This window comes from Exiguobacterium sp. s141 (assembly GCF_018618085.1).
Taxonomy (GTDB): domain Bacteria; phylum Bacillota; class Bacilli; order Exiguobacteriales; family Exiguobacteriaceae; genus Exiguobacterium; species Exiguobacterium mexicanum_A.
The window spans coordinates 24,643-43,127 of record NZ_JACSLJ010000006.1 but is presented as its reverse complement, the minus strand read 5'-3'; the positions used below and the strand labels follow the sequence as shown (position 1 = coordinate 43,127).

The 18,485-nt window shown below is 50.4% G+C and carries 21 protein-coding genes and 2 other annotated features (1 of these 23 running past the window's edge); of the genes, 14 read left to right on the top strand and 7 right to left on the bottom strand.

Annotation, left to right across the window (positions count from 1 at the left end; genetic code table 11):
- Window positions 1-159 (top strand) — a binding site (T-box leader); it begins 71 nt to the left of the window's first position.
- A 50-nt stretch (window positions 160-209) separates the two neighbouring features.
- Window positions 210-434 (top strand) — a binding site (T-box leader).
- Between the two features lie 56 nt (window positions 435-490).
- From trpD to trpA, 5 genes are read left to right on the top strand one after another with little or no spacing between them, the layout of a single operon-like run.
- Complete coding sequence (trpD, locus tag KNP74_RS12250) at window positions 491-1,480, top strand: anthranilate phosphoribosyltransferase (protein ID WP_214764428.1); 990 nt, start codon at window positions 491-493, stop codon at window positions 1,478-1,480.
- Window positions 1,477-2,238 (top strand): indole-3-glycerol phosphate synthase TrpC, encoded by a 762-nt coding sequence (gene trpC, locus KNP74_RS12245; RefSeq protein ID WP_214764427.1) that lies wholly within the window; start codon window positions 1,477-1,479, stop codon window positions 2,236-2,238. The genes trpD and trpC overlap by 4 nt, the downstream gene beginning before the upstream one ends.
- Window positions 2,214-2,786 (top strand): phosphoribosylanthranilate isomerase, encoded by a 573-nt coding sequence (locus KNP74_RS12240; RefSeq protein WP_214764425.1) that lies wholly within the window; start codon window positions 2,214-2,216, stop codon window positions 2,784-2,786. Before trpC ends, KNP74_RS12240 begins: the two co-directional genes overlap by 25 nt.
- Window positions 2,768-3,949, top strand: a complete 1,182-nt coding sequence (gene trpB, locus KNP74_RS12235) for a tryptophan synthase subunit beta (RefSeq protein ID WP_214764424.1) — start codon at window positions 2,768-2,770, stop codon at window positions 3,947-3,949. The genes KNP74_RS12240 and trpB overlap by 19 nt, the downstream gene beginning before the upstream one ends.
- Window positions 3,949-4,725, top strand: coding sequence for a tryptophan synthase subunit alpha (gene trpA, locus KNP74_RS12230; RefSeq protein WP_138858681.1), 777 nt, complete (start codon window positions 3,949-3,951; stop codon window positions 4,723-4,725). The genes trpB and trpA overlap by 1 nt, the downstream gene beginning before the upstream one ends.
- A gap of 26 nt (window positions 4,726-4,751) precedes the next feature.
- Here trpA and KNP74_RS12225 read toward each other — a convergent pair whose 3' ends face one another.
- A complete protein-coding gene (locus KNP74_RS12225; protein WP_021066003.1) occupies window positions 4,752-5,195 on the bottom strand; it encodes an Hsp20/alpha crystallin family protein in 444 nt (147 codons plus the stop codon).
- A 113-nt stretch (window positions 5,196-5,308) separates the two neighbouring features.
- The gene (locus KNP74_RS12220; RefSeq protein ID WP_138858682.1) at window positions 5,309-6,805 is read right to left on the bottom strand and encodes a potassium/proton antiporter; all 1,497 of its coding nucleotides are present in this window, start codon (window positions 6,803-6,805) and stop codon (window positions 5,309-5,311) included.
- A gap of 155 nt (window positions 6,806-6,960) precedes the next feature.
- On the opposite strand from KNP74_RS12220, the gene KNP74_RS12215 reads away from it, so the two are divergent.
- The gene (locus tag KNP74_RS12215; protein ID WP_138858683.1) at window positions 6,961-7,896 is read left to right on the top strand and encodes an ATP-grasp domain-containing protein; all 936 of its coding nucleotides are present in this window, start codon (window positions 6,961-6,963) and stop codon (window positions 7,894-7,896) included.
- A gap of 15 nt (window positions 7,897-7,911) precedes the next feature.
- Here KNP74_RS12215 and KNP74_RS12210 read toward each other — a convergent pair whose 3' ends face one another.
- On the bottom strand, window positions 7,912-8,058 hold the full coding sequence (locus KNP74_RS12210; RefSeq protein WP_021066006.1) for a hypothetical protein: 147 nt from the start codon (window positions 8,056-8,058) through the stop codon (window positions 7,912-7,914).
- Between the two features lie 77 nt (window positions 8,059-8,135).
- Entirely contained in the window at window positions 8,136-8,909 is a 774-nt protein-coding gene (gene hemQ / locus KNP74_RS12205) for a hydrogen peroxide-dependent heme synthase (protein WP_021066007.1), read from the bottom strand.
- A 338-nt stretch (window positions 8,910-9,247) separates the two neighbouring features.
- On the opposite strand from hemQ, the gene pta reads away from it, so the two are divergent.
- From pta to KNP74_RS12185, 4 genes are all read left to right on the top strand, one after another.
- Window positions 9,248-10,237, top strand: a complete 990-nt coding sequence (gene pta / locus KNP74_RS12200; protein WP_214764423.1) for a phosphate acetyltransferase — start codon at window positions 9,248-9,250, stop codon at window positions 10,235-10,237.
- 76 nt (window positions 10,238-10,313) lie between these two features.
- Window positions 10,314-11,033 (top strand): DUF2711 family protein, encoded by a 720-nt coding sequence (locus tag KNP74_RS12195; protein WP_138858685.1) that lies wholly within the window; start codon window positions 10,314-10,316, stop codon window positions 11,031-11,033.
- Window positions 11,034-11,069: 36 nt separating this feature from the next.
- Complete coding sequence (locus KNP74_RS12190; protein WP_021066010.1) at window positions 11,070-11,369, top strand: rhodanese-like domain-containing protein; 300 nt, start codon at window positions 11,070-11,072, stop codon at window positions 11,367-11,369.
- Window positions 11,345-11,533 (top strand): hypothetical protein, encoded by a 189-nt coding sequence (locus KNP74_RS12185; protein WP_138858686.1) that lies wholly within the window; start codon window positions 11,345-11,347, stop codon window positions 11,531-11,533. The genes KNP74_RS12190 and KNP74_RS12185 overlap by 25 nt, the downstream gene beginning before the upstream one ends.
- Window positions 11,534-11,568: 35 nt before the next feature.
- On the opposite strand, the gene folE2 is transcribed toward KNP74_RS12185, so the two are convergent.
- On the bottom strand, window positions 11,569-12,477 hold the full coding sequence (folE2, locus tag KNP74_RS12180) for a GTP cyclohydrolase FolE2 (RefSeq protein ID WP_021066012.1): 909 nt from the start codon (window positions 12,475-12,477) through the stop codon (window positions 11,569-11,571).
- A gap of 440 nt (window positions 12,478-12,917) precedes the next feature.
- Here folE2 and KNP74_RS12175 point away from each other — a divergent pair, with 440 nt between their 5' ends.
- Together KNP74_RS12175 and KNP74_RS12170 are read left to right on the top strand one after the other, a co-directional pair.
- Complete coding sequence (locus KNP74_RS12175; protein WP_214764422.1) at window positions 12,918-13,778, top strand: Hsp33 family molecular chaperone HslO; 861 nt, start codon at window positions 12,918-12,920, stop codon at window positions 13,776-13,778.
- 59 nt (window positions 13,779-13,837) lie between these two features.
- The gene (locus tag KNP74_RS12170; RefSeq protein WP_214764421.1) at window positions 13,838-14,566 is read left to right on the top strand and encodes a MerR family transcriptional regulator; all 729 of its coding nucleotides are present in this window, start codon (window positions 13,838-13,840) and stop codon (window positions 14,564-14,566) included.
- Window positions 14,567-14,748: 182 nt separating this feature from the next.
- On the opposite strand, the gene KNP74_RS12165 is transcribed toward KNP74_RS12170, so the two are convergent.
- Window positions 14,749-15,321, bottom strand: coding sequence for a GNAT family N-acetyltransferase (locus KNP74_RS12165; RefSeq protein ID WP_214764420.1), 573 nt, complete (start codon window positions 15,319-15,321; stop codon window positions 14,749-14,751).
- A 92-nt stretch (window positions 15,322-15,413) separates the two neighbouring features.
- Here KNP74_RS12165 and pdxR point away from each other — a divergent pair, with 92 nt between their 5' ends.
- Window positions 15,414-16,775: a MocR-like pyridoxine biosynthesis transcription factor PdxR gene (gene pdxR / locus KNP74_RS12160; protein ID WP_371816338.1), complete on the top strand. Its 1,362-nt coding sequence runs from the start codon at window positions 15,414-15,416 to the stop codon at window positions 16,773-16,775.
- A 292-nt stretch (window positions 16,776-17,067) separates the two neighbouring features.
- The gene (locus KNP74_RS12155; RefSeq protein ID WP_138858690.1) at window positions 17,068-17,901 is read left to right on the top strand and encodes a TerC family protein; all 834 of its coding nucleotides are present in this window, start codon (window positions 17,068-17,070) and stop codon (window positions 17,899-17,901) included.
- 37 nt (window positions 17,902-17,938) lie between these two features.
- Here KNP74_RS12155 and KNP74_RS12150 read toward each other — a convergent pair whose 3' ends face one another.
- A complete protein-coding gene (locus KNP74_RS12150; RefSeq protein ID WP_021066014.1) occupies window positions 17,939-18,472 on the bottom strand; it encodes a 1,2-dihydroxy-3-keto-5-methylthiopentene dioxygenase in 534 nt (177 codons plus the stop codon).
- Window positions 18,473-18,485 lie beyond the last annotated feature (13 nt).

Sequence of the window (18,485 nt, the reverse complement as noted above, 5' to 3'; positions counted from 1 at the left end):
TATGCGGGACGTCGCGAATGGACTTCCGAGCTCTAAACCGAAACTTTTAGTAGGCTTTAGCGGGTCACCCACCGTTACCATGGGAAAGCGGATGTTTGTCCGTGAAGTGGGTTCTACGGAACCAACGAAGGTGGCACCACGGGGTTACTCGTCCTTCTCATAGCGCAAGCTATGAGTCGGGCGGGTGACCCTTTTTCGTTTCAACACATCATAAATCAGTGATTGAGAAGAGTAGCGTGAACAAGTCTCGTTCAGAGAGCCGGGGGTGGTGGGATCCCGGCCGAGGCCATCACGTGAATGGGCTCATGAGAGCATGGCTGAATCAAGTAGGTCATGACGGTTTCCTCCGTTATCGGGATACGATGTGATAGCATCGGAAAGTGGGATCAATCGATCCAACGAGAGGTGGCACCGCGGTCCATACCGTCCTCCATACGACAGACGTCGTATGGAGTTTTTTTATACCCAAAATGCTTGAGGAGGAACGGACATGTTAACACGACTATTGACGAACCCATTGACGACGAATGAAATGAAACTGGCAGCGGCCGAGCTGTTCCAAGCCGATGAAGCGCAAATCGCCGAGGTGTTACTCGCCATGAAAGCGCGCGGTGAGACGGCTGAGGAGATGGCCGGACTCGCTGACTATATTCGTGAGGCGGCAACGTTCCCCGAGACGACGCTCCCTGTGCTCGACGTCTGTGGCACAGGCGGTGACGGGGCGAACACGTTCAACATCAGCTCGACGGTCGCGTTCGTCTTAGCGGGGCTCAACATCCCGGTCGCCAAACATGGGAATCGCAGCGTGTCGAGCCGGTCAGGCAGTGCCGACGTCCTCGAGTCATTGAATATCCCGATCGTCCAAAGTCATGAGGCGATGCTCGCCGACCTTGAGCGGACGAACTTGAGTTTCTTGTTCGCCCAACACATCCATCCGGTCATGAAACACGTCATGCCGGTCCGGAAACGACTCGCAACGGCGACCATCTTCAATCAAATCGGCCCGTTGACGAACCCGCTCAAGCCGAAGCGGCAATTGATCGGCGTGTACCATCCATCGCTCATCGAGAAGATGGCGACGGCGATGCGCCACCTCGGCGTCGAGCGCGGAATGGTCGTCCATGGGGCGGGCGGGCTGGATGAAGCGAGTCTCGCTGGAAGAAATGACGTCTTGTTCTTCAACGGCGACAAAGTGGCCCGTTACACCGTCGACCCGCGCGACGTCGGATTGATGCGAGCTCCGCTGTCGGCCTTGCAAGGCGGGACACCAGCTGAGAATGCGGCGACGCTCCTGGCCGTCTTGAACGGAGAGCAGGGATCGGCGCGAGACGTCGTCTTATTGAACGCCGCGCTCGCCCTCTGCACATATGGGACGGTCCAGACGCTTCGCGAAGGCGTCGCCGCGGCAACGGCAAGCATCGAAGAAGGGCACGCCATCCGCGTACTCAAACAATTACAACGAACGGAGGTTGGCGCATGAGCTACTTGACGAAAATCATCGGAACGAAAATCGAAGAGGTCAATCAAATGGAAGACATCGAGGTGGCGAAGACGACACCGATCTCGCTACAGCGATTGATGGGGGAAGGGTTTCATGTCATCGCGGAGATTAAACGGGCTTCTCCGTCGAAAGGGTTGATTCGCGGCGAAGTGGACGTCGCGGAGCGAGCCCGCACGTATGAACGGGCGGGAGCGACAATGATTTCCGTCTTGACGGACGAGACGTATTTTCAAGGTTCGTTCGACGACTTGCGCGACGTCGCGGCCGCCGTTGAAATCCCGGTCCTCTGTAAAGATTTCATCATCGACGAACGGCAACTCGACCGGGCCAAAGCGGCCGGGGCGAGTGCAGCACTGTTAATCGTCGCGGCGCTTCATCCGAGCCGAATCCACGCCTTGAAGACGTATGCCCGATCAATCGGCCTCGACGTGCTCGTCGAAGTGCACGATGAGGCCGAGCTCCAGACGGCACTTGAACTCGGAGATGTGTTGATTGGCATCAATAATCGGAACTTGAAGACGTTCGAGGTATCGCTCGATACATCGGTCGATTTGATGACGAAGTATCCCGATGTCGCTTTCGTCAGCGAGAGTGGTGTCAGCACAGGCGAGGCGGCCCGACGTTTACAGACAACCGGGGCCCGAGCGATTCTCGTCGGAGAAGCGCTCATGCGGCAAGACGACCCGACAGCCTTGATCGAGGAGTTGACGTCATGTTCGTTAAAATATGTGGACTGAAAACTGAGGCTAGCGTGACTGTCGCTGTCGAGGCCGGAGCGGACGCCATCGGATTCGTCTTTGCGGACAGCCCGCGCCAAATCGATATCGCGACGGCGCGGCGGCTTCGGGGGTTAATCCCGGAAGATGTCCGAGTCGTCGGCGTGTTTCTCGATCCAACAGTCAAAGAGGTCGAAGCTGCCGTCGCTTGCGGGTTGACCGATATCCAGTTGCACCGCCGGACGCGGCCGCTTGAAACGTTCCGTCAGTTCGGTCTCCCGATCATCGAAGCGGATCACCAGTCAGAGGCCGACGTCATTTTACTCGACGCACCGACACCGGGCAGTGGGCAGGCGCTCGATTGGGCGAAGCTCGAACGGCCGCAGCAGACGTTTTGGCTCGCCGGTGGATTGAACATCGACAATGTCGGTGCGGCGATTCGCGCCATGCGACCGGACGGTGTCGATGTCTCGAGCGGTGTGGAAACGAACGGACAGAAAGATCACGATAAGATTCGCGCGTTCATCCGACGCGCCAAGGAGGAAGCATCATGTATACACAACCAGTGAACGGAAAGTTCGGCCCCTATGGAGGGAAATATATACCGGAGACGCTCATGCAAGCGGTCGAAGAGCTCGAAGTGGCGTACGAGGAAGCGAAACAAGACCCTGAGTTCCAGGAACGCTTCAACGATCTCCTCAGTGAGTATGTAGGACGGGAAACGCCACTCTATTATGCGGAGAACATGAGTCGCCGTCTTGGGACGAACGTCTATTTAAAACGAGAAGATTTGAACCATACCGGTGCTCATAAAATCAACAACACAATCGGTCAGGCACTCCTCGCCAAACGAATGGGCAAACGAAAAGTCGTCGCCGAGACAGGGGCCGGGCAGCATGGTGTCGCCACGGCGACGGTATGTGCGCTCCTCAATCTCGAATGTACGATTTTCATGGGTGAGGTCGACGTCGAACGTCAAGAATTGAACGTGTTTCGGATGGAGCTACTCGGTGCGACCGTCGTTCCCGTCAAGTCGGGGAGCCGAACGCTGAAAGATGCCGTCAACGAGGCGCTCCGTTACTGGGTCAAACACGTCGATGACACGCATTACGTGATGGGGTCGGTGCTCGGACCGCACCCGTTCCCGACGATGGTCCGCGATTTCCAAAGCGTCATCGGGACGGAGACGCGTCGCCAAGTACTCGAGAAGACAGGTCGTCTCCCTGACGCGGTCGTCGCTTGTGTCGGTGGCGGGAGCAACGCGATGGGCATGTTCTACCCGTTCTTGAATGATGAAACGGTCGCCTTATACGGTGTCGAGGCAGCAGGGAGTGGCGTCGATACGGACAAGCATGCGGCGACGCTCACGAAAGGTGAGGTCGGGGTGCTCCACGGGTCGCTCATGTACGTCTTGCAAGACGCGGCCGGACAAATCCAGGAAGCACACTCGGTCTCGGCCGGGCTCGATTATCCGGGTGTCGGACCAGAGCACAGCTTCTTAAAAGACATTGAGCGGGTTCGCTACGCGGCGGTAACGGACGAAGACGCACTTGCGGCCTGCATGTCGCTCAGCCGCCAAGAAGGGATTATTCCGGCACTTGAGTCATCGCATGCGCTCGCTTATGCGGAAACGCTCGCCCAAACGATGGACGAGGACGACGTGCTCGTCATCTGTCTATCTGGTCGCGGGGATAAGGATGTTCATACGATTCGAGAAAGGGTGACTCAATGATGAGATTAGATGAAGCGATTCGACAGCGGAGTGAAGGGACGGCGTTCGTCCCGTACATCATGGCCGGGGACGGCGGACTCGATCACTTGATTCCGACGATTGAACGGCTAGAAGCGATGGGAGCGACGGCCATCGAACTCGGAATTCCATTCTCGGATCCGGTGGCAGACGGTCCCATCATCGAGGCGGCTGGAATGCGCGCCCTCGAACAAGGTGTGACGTTGACGGACGTGTTGGACCATTTAATAGAAGGAACGGGTCGTTTTTCGGTGCCGATCGTCTTGATGACGTACTTGAATCCGGTGTTCCGGTTCGGGGTCGAGCGTTTCTTCGAGCGGGCGGCAGCGTCTGGGGTCAGTGGCGTCATCATTCCCGATTTGCCGTTTGAAGAGAGCCTCGATTTGTTCGCTGGCATCGATCGTCACGGAGTCGCGGTCGTACCGCTCGTCACGTTGACGAGCAGTCAGACCCGCATCGACACGATTCTGGATCAGGCGGAAGGATTCGTCTATGCGGTGACGCTCAAAGGGACGACTGGGAAGACGGACGTGTTCCCGGATGAGTTACTCGAGCACTTGCGTTCGTTGACGGCACGTTCGCCCGTACCGGTGCTCGCCGGTTTTGGTGTCCATCGCACCGATCAGGTCCGGACGCTCGGATCAGCCTGTGACGGGGTCGTCGTCGGTAGTTTCATCGTCGAGGCGCTCCATGCGGGACGTGAACAGGACGTGGCCACGTTGATTGCATCGGCGCGGACGGTCAACGCAAAAAAATAAGGGTCGTGCCTCGGCACGATCCTTATTTATTCTTCGATTTCAATGGTGCGGGTGCTCGAGCCGTCATCGGCTTTCGGTACGGTCAAGTGGAGCACGCCGTCTGACAGTTTCGCTTTGATGGCATCTTCTTTCACGTTCGGTAGATAGAGTGAACGTTGCATCGATGTGACGCGGCGTTCCCGATAGACGTAGTCTTTGTCTTCTTCCCTCTCTTCACGTTGGTCGACCGAGAGGATGAGATAGTCTTTGTCGTAGCGGATGTGAATGTTATCTTTTTTGATACCTGGCATCTCGGCCTCGATGACGTATTGGCCGTCCTGGTCCCGGACGTCGAGTTTGAACGAGTCGAGGAACGACGTCGCGCCGTCTTTCGGATCGAACAGTTGATTCATCCGATCAAAGACGTCGCCGAACAAATCTTTGCGCAATCGCTCGAGCTCATTCTTCCGGAATGGCGTCAAATCGAACATACAAATTCCCCCTTCAAAAAACGGACAGAGTAGAAGTGTTGTCACTTTTACTCTGTCCGTTTTTAGCTAAGGATAAACGTAATTGACGTGACAGTTCAATGAAGAAAAGAGGGTCACAATTCGACGCGTTCTAACCCGTCTTCCCCGAACTTGCGGTCGAGTTGGTCGTGGCGATACGTCGAGGCGAGGACGTATAACAAGTCGCCTGGCTCGATTTTCGTCTGGCCCGTCGGCGGGATGAGATAGTCTTGACGGACGATTGCATTCACGACCGTGTTCGGTGGCAAGGTGATATCGGCGAGCGTTTTTCCAATCATTGATGATTCTTCGGTCGCCACGTAAGGGACGAGCTGATGTTGCGATTGCTTGCTCGAGACGAGTGCGATCGTATAGGGCGATCGAATTTTATCCGGTCCGAGCAAATCGAGTTTCGCCGCGAGCGGTGTTAATGTCGTTCCTTGAATCAAGGCACTCGTCACGACGACGAAGAAGACGGCGTTGAAAATCAATTGGGCGTTGTCGATGCCTGCGATGAGCGGGAACGTAGCGAGGACAATCGGCACGGCGCCTTTCAGTCCGGCCCACGAGATAAACAGTTTTTCTTTGTGGGTAAACTGCATCTTGATTGTCGATAAATAGACGGCAATCGGCCGGGCGATGAACATCAGGATGAATGAAATCAATAACCCTTTCCAGATGAGCTCGGGGTCAAGCAACTGTCTCGGGAAGACAAGCAGACCGAGGATGACGAACATGATGATTTGCATGATCCAGGCCAAAGCCTCAGAGAATTGAACGATTGTCACTTCATGGGCCGTGTGCGCATTCCCAACAATCATCGCGGCGAGATAGACGGCAAGTAGTCCGCTACCGGCAAAGTAAGCAGCGACCCCATACGTCATAAAGGCCATCGAAATCATGAGGACGGCGTGCAGACCACTCGACTCGAGACGCAAATGGTTGAGCATGAGTCGGGACAAGTTTCCGAGCATGTAACCGACGAACGCGCCGACAATGATTTGCAGGATGAACATCCAAATACCGTCCCAAATCGTCGTGTCGGGTTTTAACATGAAGTCGAGGGCGAGAATCGTCAAGAACATCGCCATCGGGTCATTCGTGCCGGACTCTGCTTCGAGTGTCGAACCAACTTTCGGTGAGATATTCTTTCCTTTGAAGGCGGCGAAAACAGCAGCCGCGTCAGTAGAGCCGATAATGGCGCCAAATAGGAAGGATTCCACCCAGTCGAAGCCAAATACGAAACGAACGGCCACAGCGATGAGCCCGGTCGTCAACAGCACACCAATCGTGGCGAGTGAAGCGGACGGGGCGAGCACGCTCCGGATCGACGACCATTTCGTCTGTAAGCCACCTTCGAACAAGATGACGACGAGGGCCGCGACCCCAATCATTTGAGCGAGGTTGGTGTCATCGAAGAAAATCAGCCCGGTAATATCGCTGCCCATCAGCATGCCGATGCCCATAAACAAAATCAGGGCAGGTAAGCCGAAACGCGTCGATACGCGTGTGGCTAACACGCCGGCGACAAGGAGCAGACCAAATAAAAGAATCAAAAAATCGGTACTCAAAATCGGTGCGGTCAAACACATCACTTCCTTCTTCACGTTAATAGTCGCATTGTATTATTAAGTTCATTATACCATGAAATGGTTATGAAGTAAGAATCAACGCACTGTCGATTATGCAGATTGGAATAATCGGATATGGATATGGTAAAGTAAGGACAATCAAAAGGGGGATTCACATGGCCAAAATTCACGTACTCCACGAAAACAACGAATGGACGGACCATCTCGTCCGACGACTCGAGGAATTATCACTTCCATATGAGCTGTGGCATCTCGATCAAGGCATCATCGACATCGCGGCCGAGCCGCCAGAGGGCGTCTTCTATAACCGGATGAGTGCCTCGTCGCACACACGGGGGCACCGGTACGCGCCGGAGTTGACAGAAGGTGTGCTCGCTTGGCTCGAGGCGAACGGACGGACCGTCTTCAACGGCACACGCGCGATTCGGCTCGAAGTGAGCAAGGTCAATCAGTATACGGCGCTCCGCCAAGAGGGAATTCGGGTGCCGAAGACGATTGCGGCCGTCGGGAAAGCCCAAATCATCGAGGCGGCCGAGAAGCTCGGGATGACGCCGTTCATCACGAAACACAACCGGGCCGGTAAAGGGCTCGGGGTTCAGTTGTTTCATTCCGTTGATGCGTTGAAGGCATACGTGAACGGACCGACGTTCGAGGAATCGATTGACGGGATTACGCTCATCCAACAATATATCGAGGCACCGAAACCGTTCATCACACGCTGTGAGTTCATCGGGGGCAAGTTCGTTTACGCGGTACGAGTCGATACGTCAGACGGCTTCGAACTCTGCCCGGCCGACGCCTGCTCGATTGAAGACCAGTTTTGCCCGGTCGGCGAGACGCCACCGGCGAAGTTCGAGATCGTCTCTGGTTTCGACGACCCGATTATCAAGCAGCTAGAGGCGTTTCTGAAGAACAATCACATTGCCGTTGCTGGAATTGAAATCATCGAAGACGAGGATGGAAACGTGTACGCGTATGACGTCAACACGAACACGAACTACAACTCGGACGCCGAAGCGAAAGCAGGGCAGTACGGTATGCTCGAACTCGCGACATTCCTCGGGGACGCCTTGACGGTCACGACTAAATAAAGACAGAAGAAAGGGTCAGGCTTTTGCCTGACCCTTTCGCTGTGTATGTTGTAATTGCTGTTCAAATCGAAGTTGGACTAGTTCTGCCGTCGGTGCCATTCGTTCGATGAACGAATCTAAACGTTTCGCCGTGTCTCGATCTGATTCCTTGAACACGCGCATCGTTGTTCACCTCATTGATCATTGTTATGTTGCTTCTACAACAAGGATTCCCGAGGGCATGATAGCGTAAACCTCGATTACCCGAGGAATGTGCCGAGTTCTTCTTTTGGAAGGATGTTCCCGACATAAAAGTCGCCGAACTCGCCATATTTGGCACTGACTTCATCAAAACGCATCTCATAGACGATCTTTTTGAATTGGAGCGAGTCTTCCGCAAACAAGGTGACGCCCCACTCCCAACCGTCAAAACCGGTCGAACCGCCGATGAACTGTTGAATCTTGCCGGCGTAGCTGCGGCCGATCATGCTGTGGCGATACATGAGGTCTTTGCGCTCATCCATCGACAACGTGTACCAGTTGTCCCCGTCGCGACGAGCCTTGCTCATCGGGTAGAAGCAGATGTGGGCCGCTTTCGGGAGTGTCGGATAGAGGCGGGCCCGAATGTGAGGGTTCTCGTACGGGTCACCGTCTCCTGAACCACGGTACATGCCGAGTTCGATGACAGACACGTATGAATAGCTTGGAATCATGTAATCGTACAATTTCGTCTTCCGAAGAGCGAGTTCGACTTGCTCGAGCTCTTTGAACGTCGGACGAAGGACCATCAAGACGACGTCCGCCTTTTGACCAAGGATCGAGTAAAAGGCATGGCTTCCTTCACCGCGTGTCTCGACCTCTTCGAGTGAGCCGAGGAAGGCGACGAACTCGTCAATCATTTCTTGACGGGCGGTTGGGTCGACTGCTTTTAAACGAGTCCAATCGATGGAGCGGAAATCATGGAGCGTATACCAACCGTCTAACGTGGCGGCTGCGTGTTGCGTTTCGGTTGTCGGTGCTGGACGTTCTGACATTAAAAAAACTCCTTTCGAGACTAGGCTTCGCTGACTATTTTACCATACACGTTTGACCGTCTGGCAAATTTGACGCCGCCGTGAGGATAGTCACACTCCGGGCGGGGTAAAGAGATAGGGAGCAAGATTTTTGAAAACGGCTTCACGATGGGCTGTATCAGTCGGAAATGGTAAACTGTTCTATTCATATAATGATTGATTTCAAGCGATTTATGACGAAATGGGCAGAATAGTTTATTTTAAAAATCGTACTGTGTATAATAAAACTCGCATATGGACGAGAGCGTCCGAGAGAGAAAAAATCCGATTTCTTCTAATCGAAAAGGAGTTCATTCACTATGAAACTATTTGACACGTTGAAACAAAAAGTCAGCCCGATTCGCCCGACCATCGTCTTCCCAGAAGGGATCGATGAGCGCGTCCTCGGTGCCGCTGTCCGTTTGAAAAATGATGGCATGGTTGAACCGATCGTCATCGGACCAAAAGCTGAACTCGAAGCGGTCGCTTCGAAGCACGGCTTGGACATCTCAGGTTTGATGCAATACGACCCAGCGACGTACGAAGACATCGACACACTCGTCGAGTCGTTCGTCGAACGCCGTAAAGGTAAAGCGACACCGGAACAGGCACGTGAATTGTTGTCTTCAGACGTGAACTACTTCGGTACGATGCTCGTCCACACAGGAAAAGCAGAAGGTCTCGTCTCAGGCGCGATGCACGCGACAGCCGACACGGTCCGTCCGGCCCTTCAAATCATCAAGATGCAAACAGGCATCAAAAAGACGTCAGGCGTCTTCATCATGGTACGTGACGACGAGCAGTACGTCTTCTCGGACTGCGCGATCAACATCGCACCGGACGCGGCTGACCTCGCCGAAAACGCCTACTTGTCAGCGTTGACAGCGAAGACGTTCGGCATCGAGCCGCAAGTCGCGCTTCTCAGCTTCTCGACAAAAGGCTCAGCGAAATCGCCAGAGACAGAAAAAGTCATCGAAGCGACACGTCTCGCCAAAGAGAAGGCACCAAACCTTCCAATCGACGGCGAACTTCAATTCGATGCAGCCTTCGTCCCGAGCGTGGCGGCGAAGAAAGCACCAGGCTCTGAAGTAGCCGGAAATGCGAACGTGTTCGTCTTCCCAAGCCTCGAAGCCGGAAACATCGGCTACAAGATGGTTCAACGTTTCGGTGGATTCGAAGCGATCGGACCGATCCTTCAAGGTCTCAACAAGCCGGTCAACGACTTGTCGCGCGGCTGTAACGAAGAGGACGTCTACAAATTGACGCTCATCACAGCGGCACAAGCCATCGACGAGCGTAACGAAGCGTAAGTCGCAAGCATCCTTCCTGAGCGGAGGATGCTTTTTTTGTGGTCACATTGTAAACTATTGGAAAGGGGGCGAGGAAATGGATGAAGAGGAAGGCATCATCACATTGCCGGAAGGGCATCGGTACGCCATGTTCGGTGGCGGGGATGATTATCCGATCAAAACGTATTACAAAGGGGTGTTCGAAACAGTATTCGTCGTGTTTCATCCGTTTCTGATCCCGAAAGACGACCCGACCGCGGTTGACCGTTATGTCGAGTTGGATAAAAACGAGGTCGAACAGCAATTTCGGGCCATCACATGGGCAGATATGTGTCGCCGACTTGATTTCGATGACATCAAACGCATCGATCACGCGCTCCGGACGATGATTGCGGCGCTGAAACCGCATGCCGAAGATCAAGAAGGTGCGAATCGAATCATCGAATTTTGCAATCGCGAGAACGTACTTCCACCAGGCGAAGGAGAGCTGTCGAATCTTTTAGAGAATCAGGTGTTACGAGCACTTCTTGGGATGGGAGAAGAGTGGATGTGGAGCGGAGACGAGTTCTGCACGGAACGGCATCTCATCAACATTCGGGAGACGCTAACCTCCGATACGTGGGGGATGCGGCATCGGACGTTCTTCGGACATCAACATGATTGGCTCATCGTACCGCCTTGGGATAGCCATTTCACGTTGATTTGTGGCAGCCGAGCTTGGGTCGAGCAGGTGGTCGAGCGGTGCGAACTCGAAGGCTTCTATTGTGATGAAAACACGACAATCAATTGGAGTTTGCTTGATCGAAAACTGAGGTAAACTAGTAGGGGACAACACTATTAAGGGGGAACTACCATGCAAAACATCCATGCAACTGAATTACGTGAAAAGCTTGAGAACGGCGAAACGCTCCATATCATTGACGTGCGCGAACAAGACGAGTACGACGCGGGCCATATCCCGCACGTGCCGCTCTATCCGCTGTCTGAATTTCCTGGTGTCACGGACAAGCTCGCGAAAGATAACGTTTATCACGTCATCTGCCGCTCAGGCGGCCGCAGTGTGACGGCATGCGACTATTTGGAGTCGGAAGGCTATAAGGTCGTCAACGTCGAAGGCGGCATGCTCGCGTGGGACGGCGATATCGAGGCGTGATGCTCGACAATCCATGGGTCGTCATCCCGCTGTTAATCGCACTCTATTTGACCGTCTATACGTTCGTCAAACGAGTCGATGGCGATAAATGGAGGCTCGTCTGGGCTGTCTGGCTCATCGTCATCGTCATGATGTTGACGATTCAGCTCGTCCAAAGTCTATAAAAAATGAGTGAAGCCCGCACAGGCTTCACTCGTTTTTAGTTATCGCGCTTATCGAATGTGATTGAGGCAATCGCATCGTGCTGATGAATCGACTCTTCGTTGCGGCATTCGACGAAGAAGTTGACGACTTGTTTCATTTCATACAAGTCAGCCGCGATCAAGCGGACCATGTCTTCGACGAAACGCGGGTTCTCGTAGGCGATTTCCGTGGCACGCTTCTCATCCGGACGTTTCAAGACAGGGTGAAGCGGGGCCGATGCGTTCGACTCAGCTGCCTCAAGAAGCGCGAGACGCCAGTCGAAACCGTCGAGCGATGCTTCATCGAGACCGGCTTCAATCGTGATGTAGCCGCGTTGGTTGTGGGCGCTGTACTCGCTGATTTCTTTCGAGCATGGGCAGAGCGTTGTCACGTTGATGACGAGACCAACCGTCACGCTTGCCATCCCTGTCTCGAGGTTGTACGTCACGTTGTGCATGACGTCCGCATTCATGAGACCGCTGAGACCTGTGGCCGGGGCTTTCCGGCTGAAGAACCATGGGTAACGGACCGTCAATTGACCTTCCGTCTGTTCCATGCGCTCGGCGAGTTCTTGCGCGAACTCGATGAGCGAGCGGTTCGATAACGTCCAGCCTTGCGTGTGGTACGCGTCGAGCTGTTCTGTCAGACGTGACATGTTGATGCCTTTACGGTCTTGGACGAGCGAAGTCGTCAACTCGAACGTGGCGACCGTCGCTTGGATGCCGTCTGGCGTCTCGATGTTGACTGGGTGTTTGACGTTTGAGATGCCGACGCTGTCAAGCGCGAACAAGAAGTTTTTTGGTGTGTTTTGTAGATCGACCATTTTATCTTTTTCAGTTGGTTTCGTGCCTTTGATGGGCGGGACCGAACCGAATAATTTATGTCGTTCTGCTTTAGTAGGTAAAGCGACATGGCTTGTAGACATAATCGGATTCTCCTTTTTTGAGAGGGCAAATGACTGCCACTCGTTCTTGTTAGGATTTTATCACGAAATGTACATCGACCGGGTACCATTTTGCTCTCTGAACATGCTTTGAACGTGCTTTGCATTGTTACTTCAAATTATATTTTGCGTTTTATTTGACAAACCGTCCTACAATATAAAACTATCAGTAGTTTTATATGGGTTATAGAAGTAAGTAATAATAGAGTAGTAGTAATTTTGAATAGAATTTTAAAAAACCAGTAACCTTAAAAAAAGAAACTGGTTTTTAAAAATATAAACTCTTTTATAAAAGCTTCCAATAATCTCTCATATGTTAACTAAAAAAGAAATATTGTAAAAATGGTATTTACCCCTTGAACCTTACGTAAGGTAATGTCTTATAGTGAAACTAGCTTACTTTTGTAAAAGGAGGAATTATTGTGGAAAATACCATTGTTAAGGCATTGATCTACGAAGAGCAGATACGTTTATATTTTATTGATAATACCCAGCTGCTTCGAGACATCTTTGCCTTAAACCAGGAACTTCCTGAATCTCTTAAACTCATGTTGGGTAAAACGGTATCAGCGATGAGCATACTCTCTGGCACGCTCAAAGGGAACCAGCGCATGAGCATCCAGGTAACGTTGAGTAACCCTCACCATAAGATTTTTGCGGAAGCCGAAGCGAATGGAAATGTCAGAGGATACTTGAACGATGAACTTTTGAGATCTTCTGATACAGAAGAAAAGTCGATGCAAGATTTGATCGGACCTTCTGGGATGATCCGTGTCATAAAGGGTTCTGAGATGAATCAATTCACCAGCATTACCGATATGCCAAATCAACATATCACGGATGATATCGCCAACTATTTTGTGCAGAGTGATCAGACGCCGACCTATCTTTATTCCGACATTCAGTTGGATAATGAAGCTTCCCTTCTTTCCAGTCATGCACTGTATGCACAACTTCTTCCCGGTGCACCACCACAATTGCTTTCAGAAGTGAAAATGATTGTAAAAGCCAATCCAGATATTTTCAGTAAACTAAACGCTGAAGAAGCGAGTGACAGCGAAGAAGCGTTAACCCAGTTGTTTGGGGATGCAAAAATTATCGGCCATAGCTCCAGTCAATTTTTCTGCGGATGCAGCAAAGAAATGTTTTATGGCATGCTTTATTCCTTGAGTGAAGAGGAGATCAAACGGAGCATGGATCAAAATGAAGGCATTGAAGCTTTTTGCCATATTTGCGGGAAAACCTATACGTTTGAGCAAAAGGAGATGGAGCAACTCCTCTAACTTCGAATTTCTCGTTTTTAGTTGGTGAATAGAAATGTTGTTAAATGGAGGCTAAGCGAATGAAGGAATATTGGAAAGTCGGAGAAGTTGCAGAATTGGCGGGTTTAACGATTCGAACTTTACGCTATTACGATCAAATCTGTTTATTTTCACCTTCTCAGTATACGGAGTCAGGGCATCGGCTTTACACGAAAGCAGATTTGGTCCGTCTTCAGCCCATTTTGTCCTTAAAGCAGATGGGAATGTCGTTAGAAGAAATACAACTTCTGTTGTCTAATCCGGAGGAACAAACCGTTGCGGAGATTTTGCAAACCCAAATTTCTCGAGTCAAAGAAGAGATAGAGGTTCAGCAAAAACTAGTAGCGGAGTTGGAAAATGCGTTATCGGCTGCACACAGCAATCGGACCCTCTCGATTTCAGAACTTACTAAATTAATGGAGGCGCTGAAAATGAATAAGGAAAAATACTTTTCGAAGCAGCAATTGGATACCATGGAAAGCAGCTATGAAAATGCGGACAAACAGTTCTTGAAGCGTACAGAACAAGAATTTGAAGCTCTTATCATGGAAATTCGTTTGGAAAAAGATAAAGGCACTTCTCCCGCCGATGAAAAAGTACAGCATTTAGCGAAAAAATGGAACGACATCGTGAATGTCTTTTCCGAAGGCGATATGGCTTTCCGTAAGCAAGCCGAGCGTTTCCACGCTGAAAACCCAGGGAACGAACTGCAACATGGAATAGATGGCGAGCTATACCAATTCATCAATAAAGCATTGAATCCTAAGTAATGTTAGAGAAAAAAGGAAGAGGAAAAGCTGGTTATAAAGCTTCTCCTCTTCCTTTTTTTGTTGGTTTTTAGAGAACTGCTGATAATCTCGTGATATGTAAACTACTCTTTATAGGTCGCCTTATCCTTAGATTACAAACTCAAAACTGAAATAGGTCTCAAATACAGATATGGTATAAATTATTAATCTATTAGTATATTGTGGAAGCGTTCTTTGACTTGTGGCCAATCCTCTTTTGTCACACTATACATGACGGTATGTCGAATTGTTCCTTCTTTGCGAATCATGTGGTTCCTTAAAATCCCTTCTTTAATGGCTCCGATTCTTTCAATGGCGCGTTGTGAACGGATGTTTTCATGACCTGTCTTGATTTGAACGCGATTCAATCCCAGTTCTTCAAAACAATACGTCAACAGTAAAAACTTGCAATTGGTGTTGATGTTCGTTCGCCAACTTTTGGGATTTAGCCAAGTTGAACCAATCTCTAGTCTTTTGTGTGGCATGGAAATGTCGAGAAACCAGGTGGCCCCAATGATCTTCTTTGTCTCGATATCTACAATCACAAAAGCAAACTCTGTTCCAGCTGCTCTCTTTTTTTGAGCGTCTTGTACATATTGTTCAACGTTCCTTTTGTCCGTCAAATCCACCGACATATGTTCCCAAATTTCATGGTTATTCGCTGCGTCCCAGATTCCTTCTATATGACTGATTTCCATCGGCACTAGCTTGACAACTTCATTCTCTAAGGTTTTCATTTCCCTCACTCCTTTCTATCATTACACTTCATTTCTGGTATGCTTAACATAACCAATTCGGAGTAAAATTTACATACCAAGGAGTGTTTGGAGTGGAACTGCAAGTAACGTTTCCATCGGGAACCACAAAATATATGGCCATTTATGAACACATCAAACAGCTCATTCTACAACAACAGTTAAAAGCGCATTCAAGAATGCCCTCTAAACGCGAATTAGCCAATCAATTGAATGTCAGTGTATTTACCGTACAGGAAGCATATGCCCAATTACTGAGTGAAGGTTACCTGTATTCAACAGAGAGACAAGGTTATTTTATAGGGGAGATTGAAGTCCCCTTCCAAGAAAAAGCTGCCCTTCAAAAAGAAGAATTACTGCCAACGATAAAAGAAGAGTCCTTAAATTTTAGAAACGGACAAGTTGATCCAACAGAATTTCCATACAAAATTTGGAACCGCCTGTATCAAAATTTTCTGGCTCCTGCCCATATTGCGAATGGTGCTTGGCAAGGGGAACCGGAATTACGGAACGAAATTGCAAACTATTTGCGCCGATCCCGAGGATTGCATTGCCATGCAAAACAAATTTATGTTTTCAGTGGTACTCAACAACAATTAAGTTGTCTGTGTCAATTCCTCATTCCTTCTAAAGTAGGAATCGAGGAACCTGGCTTTATTCGGGCAAATGCGGTTTTTCACCAATTAAACATACCTGTTTTACCTCTAAGGTTGGATTCTGAAGGCTGTACCGTACCGAAACAGCCAGTGACACTTCTTTATACAACTCCAGCTCACCAATATCCACTTGGCACCATAATGTCGATCAACAGGCGCCTTGAGTTGTTGACATGGGCAAAAGCTTCTTCCAGTTACATCGTGGAAGATGATTATGATTCGGAATTCCGTTACCGAGGAGCCTCCATTCCAACGTTGGCTCATTTAGACTCTTTAAATCAAGTTATTTATTTTGGTACGTTCTCAAAAACCTTACTGCCTTCTATTCGAATCAGTTATCTTGTCCTCCCCTTATCTTTAGTGAAAGAATATGAAGCATTCCATGCACTGCAGAAATCCACTGTTTCCAAAATCGATCAGTTAGTTGTTGCAGAATTCATTAAGACAGGTAGATATGAGAAGCACATCGCCAAAATGCGAACCCTTTACCGCTCAAAGAGAAAGTGCTTGATTGAAGCGATAGATGAATTTTTAGGAGAAGATTTTTCTGTTAGAGGAGATGAGGCTGGATTGCATATCATTGTCCAATTACCTGCCTTCTTAACGGAACGAGAAGCAATTGCAAGGGCGCATTCGCTTGGCATTGCAGTTGATGCCGTATCCCATATGTATCAAGAAACCAAATCCACCGACCGAGTGATTATCGGATACGGGGCTTTGAGTGTTGGAGAAATTCGGAAGGGCATTCAATCGCTTGCATCGGTCTGGAAAAGTCCCTAAGTTAAAGTCTTAAGAATAGGTTTCATATCTATCAAGCGTTCGTAAATGTGTCAAATCATTTTACGAACGTTCGTCACCTAACACACACTTTTAAGTGCAAGATAACGGTTAAAATCATCGCAAAATAACAGTAGAAGTAACACTTTGCATGTCCTCATAAATAAAAAAACTTCAGCAATTGAAGAAAAGAAGATTGATTTCGATATGAATCGGGAATAAAATGTTCCTGTGAACTTAAAAAATAGATCACTGTTAAATATGAAGGAACACAACAAAAAAGGGGATGTTTTTAATGGATTGGCAGTTAATTCTGCAGTACGCCTGGATCATCGTCGTACTCGTCGGTCTCGAGGGGCTACTTTCTGCAGACAACGCGCTCGTCTTGGCGGTCATGGTCAAGCACTTGCCGCGGACAGAACAGAAGAAGGCACTATTTTACGGATTACTTGGAGCGTTCGTTTTCCGCTTCATCGCCTTGTTCTTGATCTCATTCTTGATCAACGTCTGGCAAGTCCAGGCGCTCGGTGCGCTTTACTTGATCGGAATGAGCGCACGACATCTGTATATGACCTATAAGGCTCGTAAAACGGAGCCGAAACAAGATCTCGCTGCTGAGGCGAAAGAAGAGACGGCTGTCACAGAGAAGCCGGTCACGAAGAAAGAGTTCTGGTTGACGGTTGCGAAAGTCGAGTTTGCTGATATCGCCTTCGCGGTCGATTCAATTCTCGCAGCGGTCGCGCTCGCGGTCAGCTTGCCGCCGCTCGGTCTCGGTGAAATCGGTGGGATCGACTCTGGTCAGTTCTTCGTCGTCTTGACAGGTGGACTCATCGGGGTCATCTTGATGCGTTTCGCTGCTCGAATTTTCGTCAAGCTGTTGCATCAACGTCCGACACTTGAGACAGCCGCCTTCATCATCGTCGGCTGGGTCGGTGTGAAGTTGACGGTGCTCGTCCTTGAACACCCTGGCTTCAAGGAATTGATTGCCGGTACACCGTTCGCGTTCATGGGTCTTCCGGACGGCTTCGTCCACTCGACGGCGTGGACCGTGTTCTTCTGGTCGGTCATGGTCGGGATCGCGGTATGGGGTTGGTTCTCTTCAAAACCGACAGCCGCTGCCAAACATTAAAAAAATGGTCTCTCGCCTTTGAGCGAGAGACCATTTTTCATGCGGTCACGTCTTGTTTCTCGTAAATCGGCACCCAGCCCTCTGTCGTCACGAAGATGCGGACGGCGACGACTTTGCGGTCGTCTTGGAGCGTGAAGTAGTGGCGCGTGTTCACCGGCACCGAGATGAGGTCGCCGGGGTTGAGCTCGATGTTGAAGTAGCCACGCTCGGCGTCATCGATGGCGAAGATGCCATGGCCGCTGACGATGAAGCGGACCTCGTCATCCGTATGATGGTGCTCCTTTTGGAAGTTGACGAGCAATTCGTCCAAGTTCGGCGTCGCGTCTGACAATGAGATGACGTCTGCCGTCTCATAGCCGCGGCGCTCCGATACATCACGAATCTCGTCACGGAACGTCGACAAGATCGCTTGTTTGTCCTCGTCCGTCAACTGATAGTTCTCTTGCAGGTTTTCCGGTAGCTTCGTGATGTCCCACTGCTCATATAAAATCCCGCGAGACTCTAAAAAGGCGCTCACTTCAGTTTGATCGACGTAACGCTCTTCGGTTTGTTGGAAATAGACAGTTGCCATGGTTGGTTCCTCC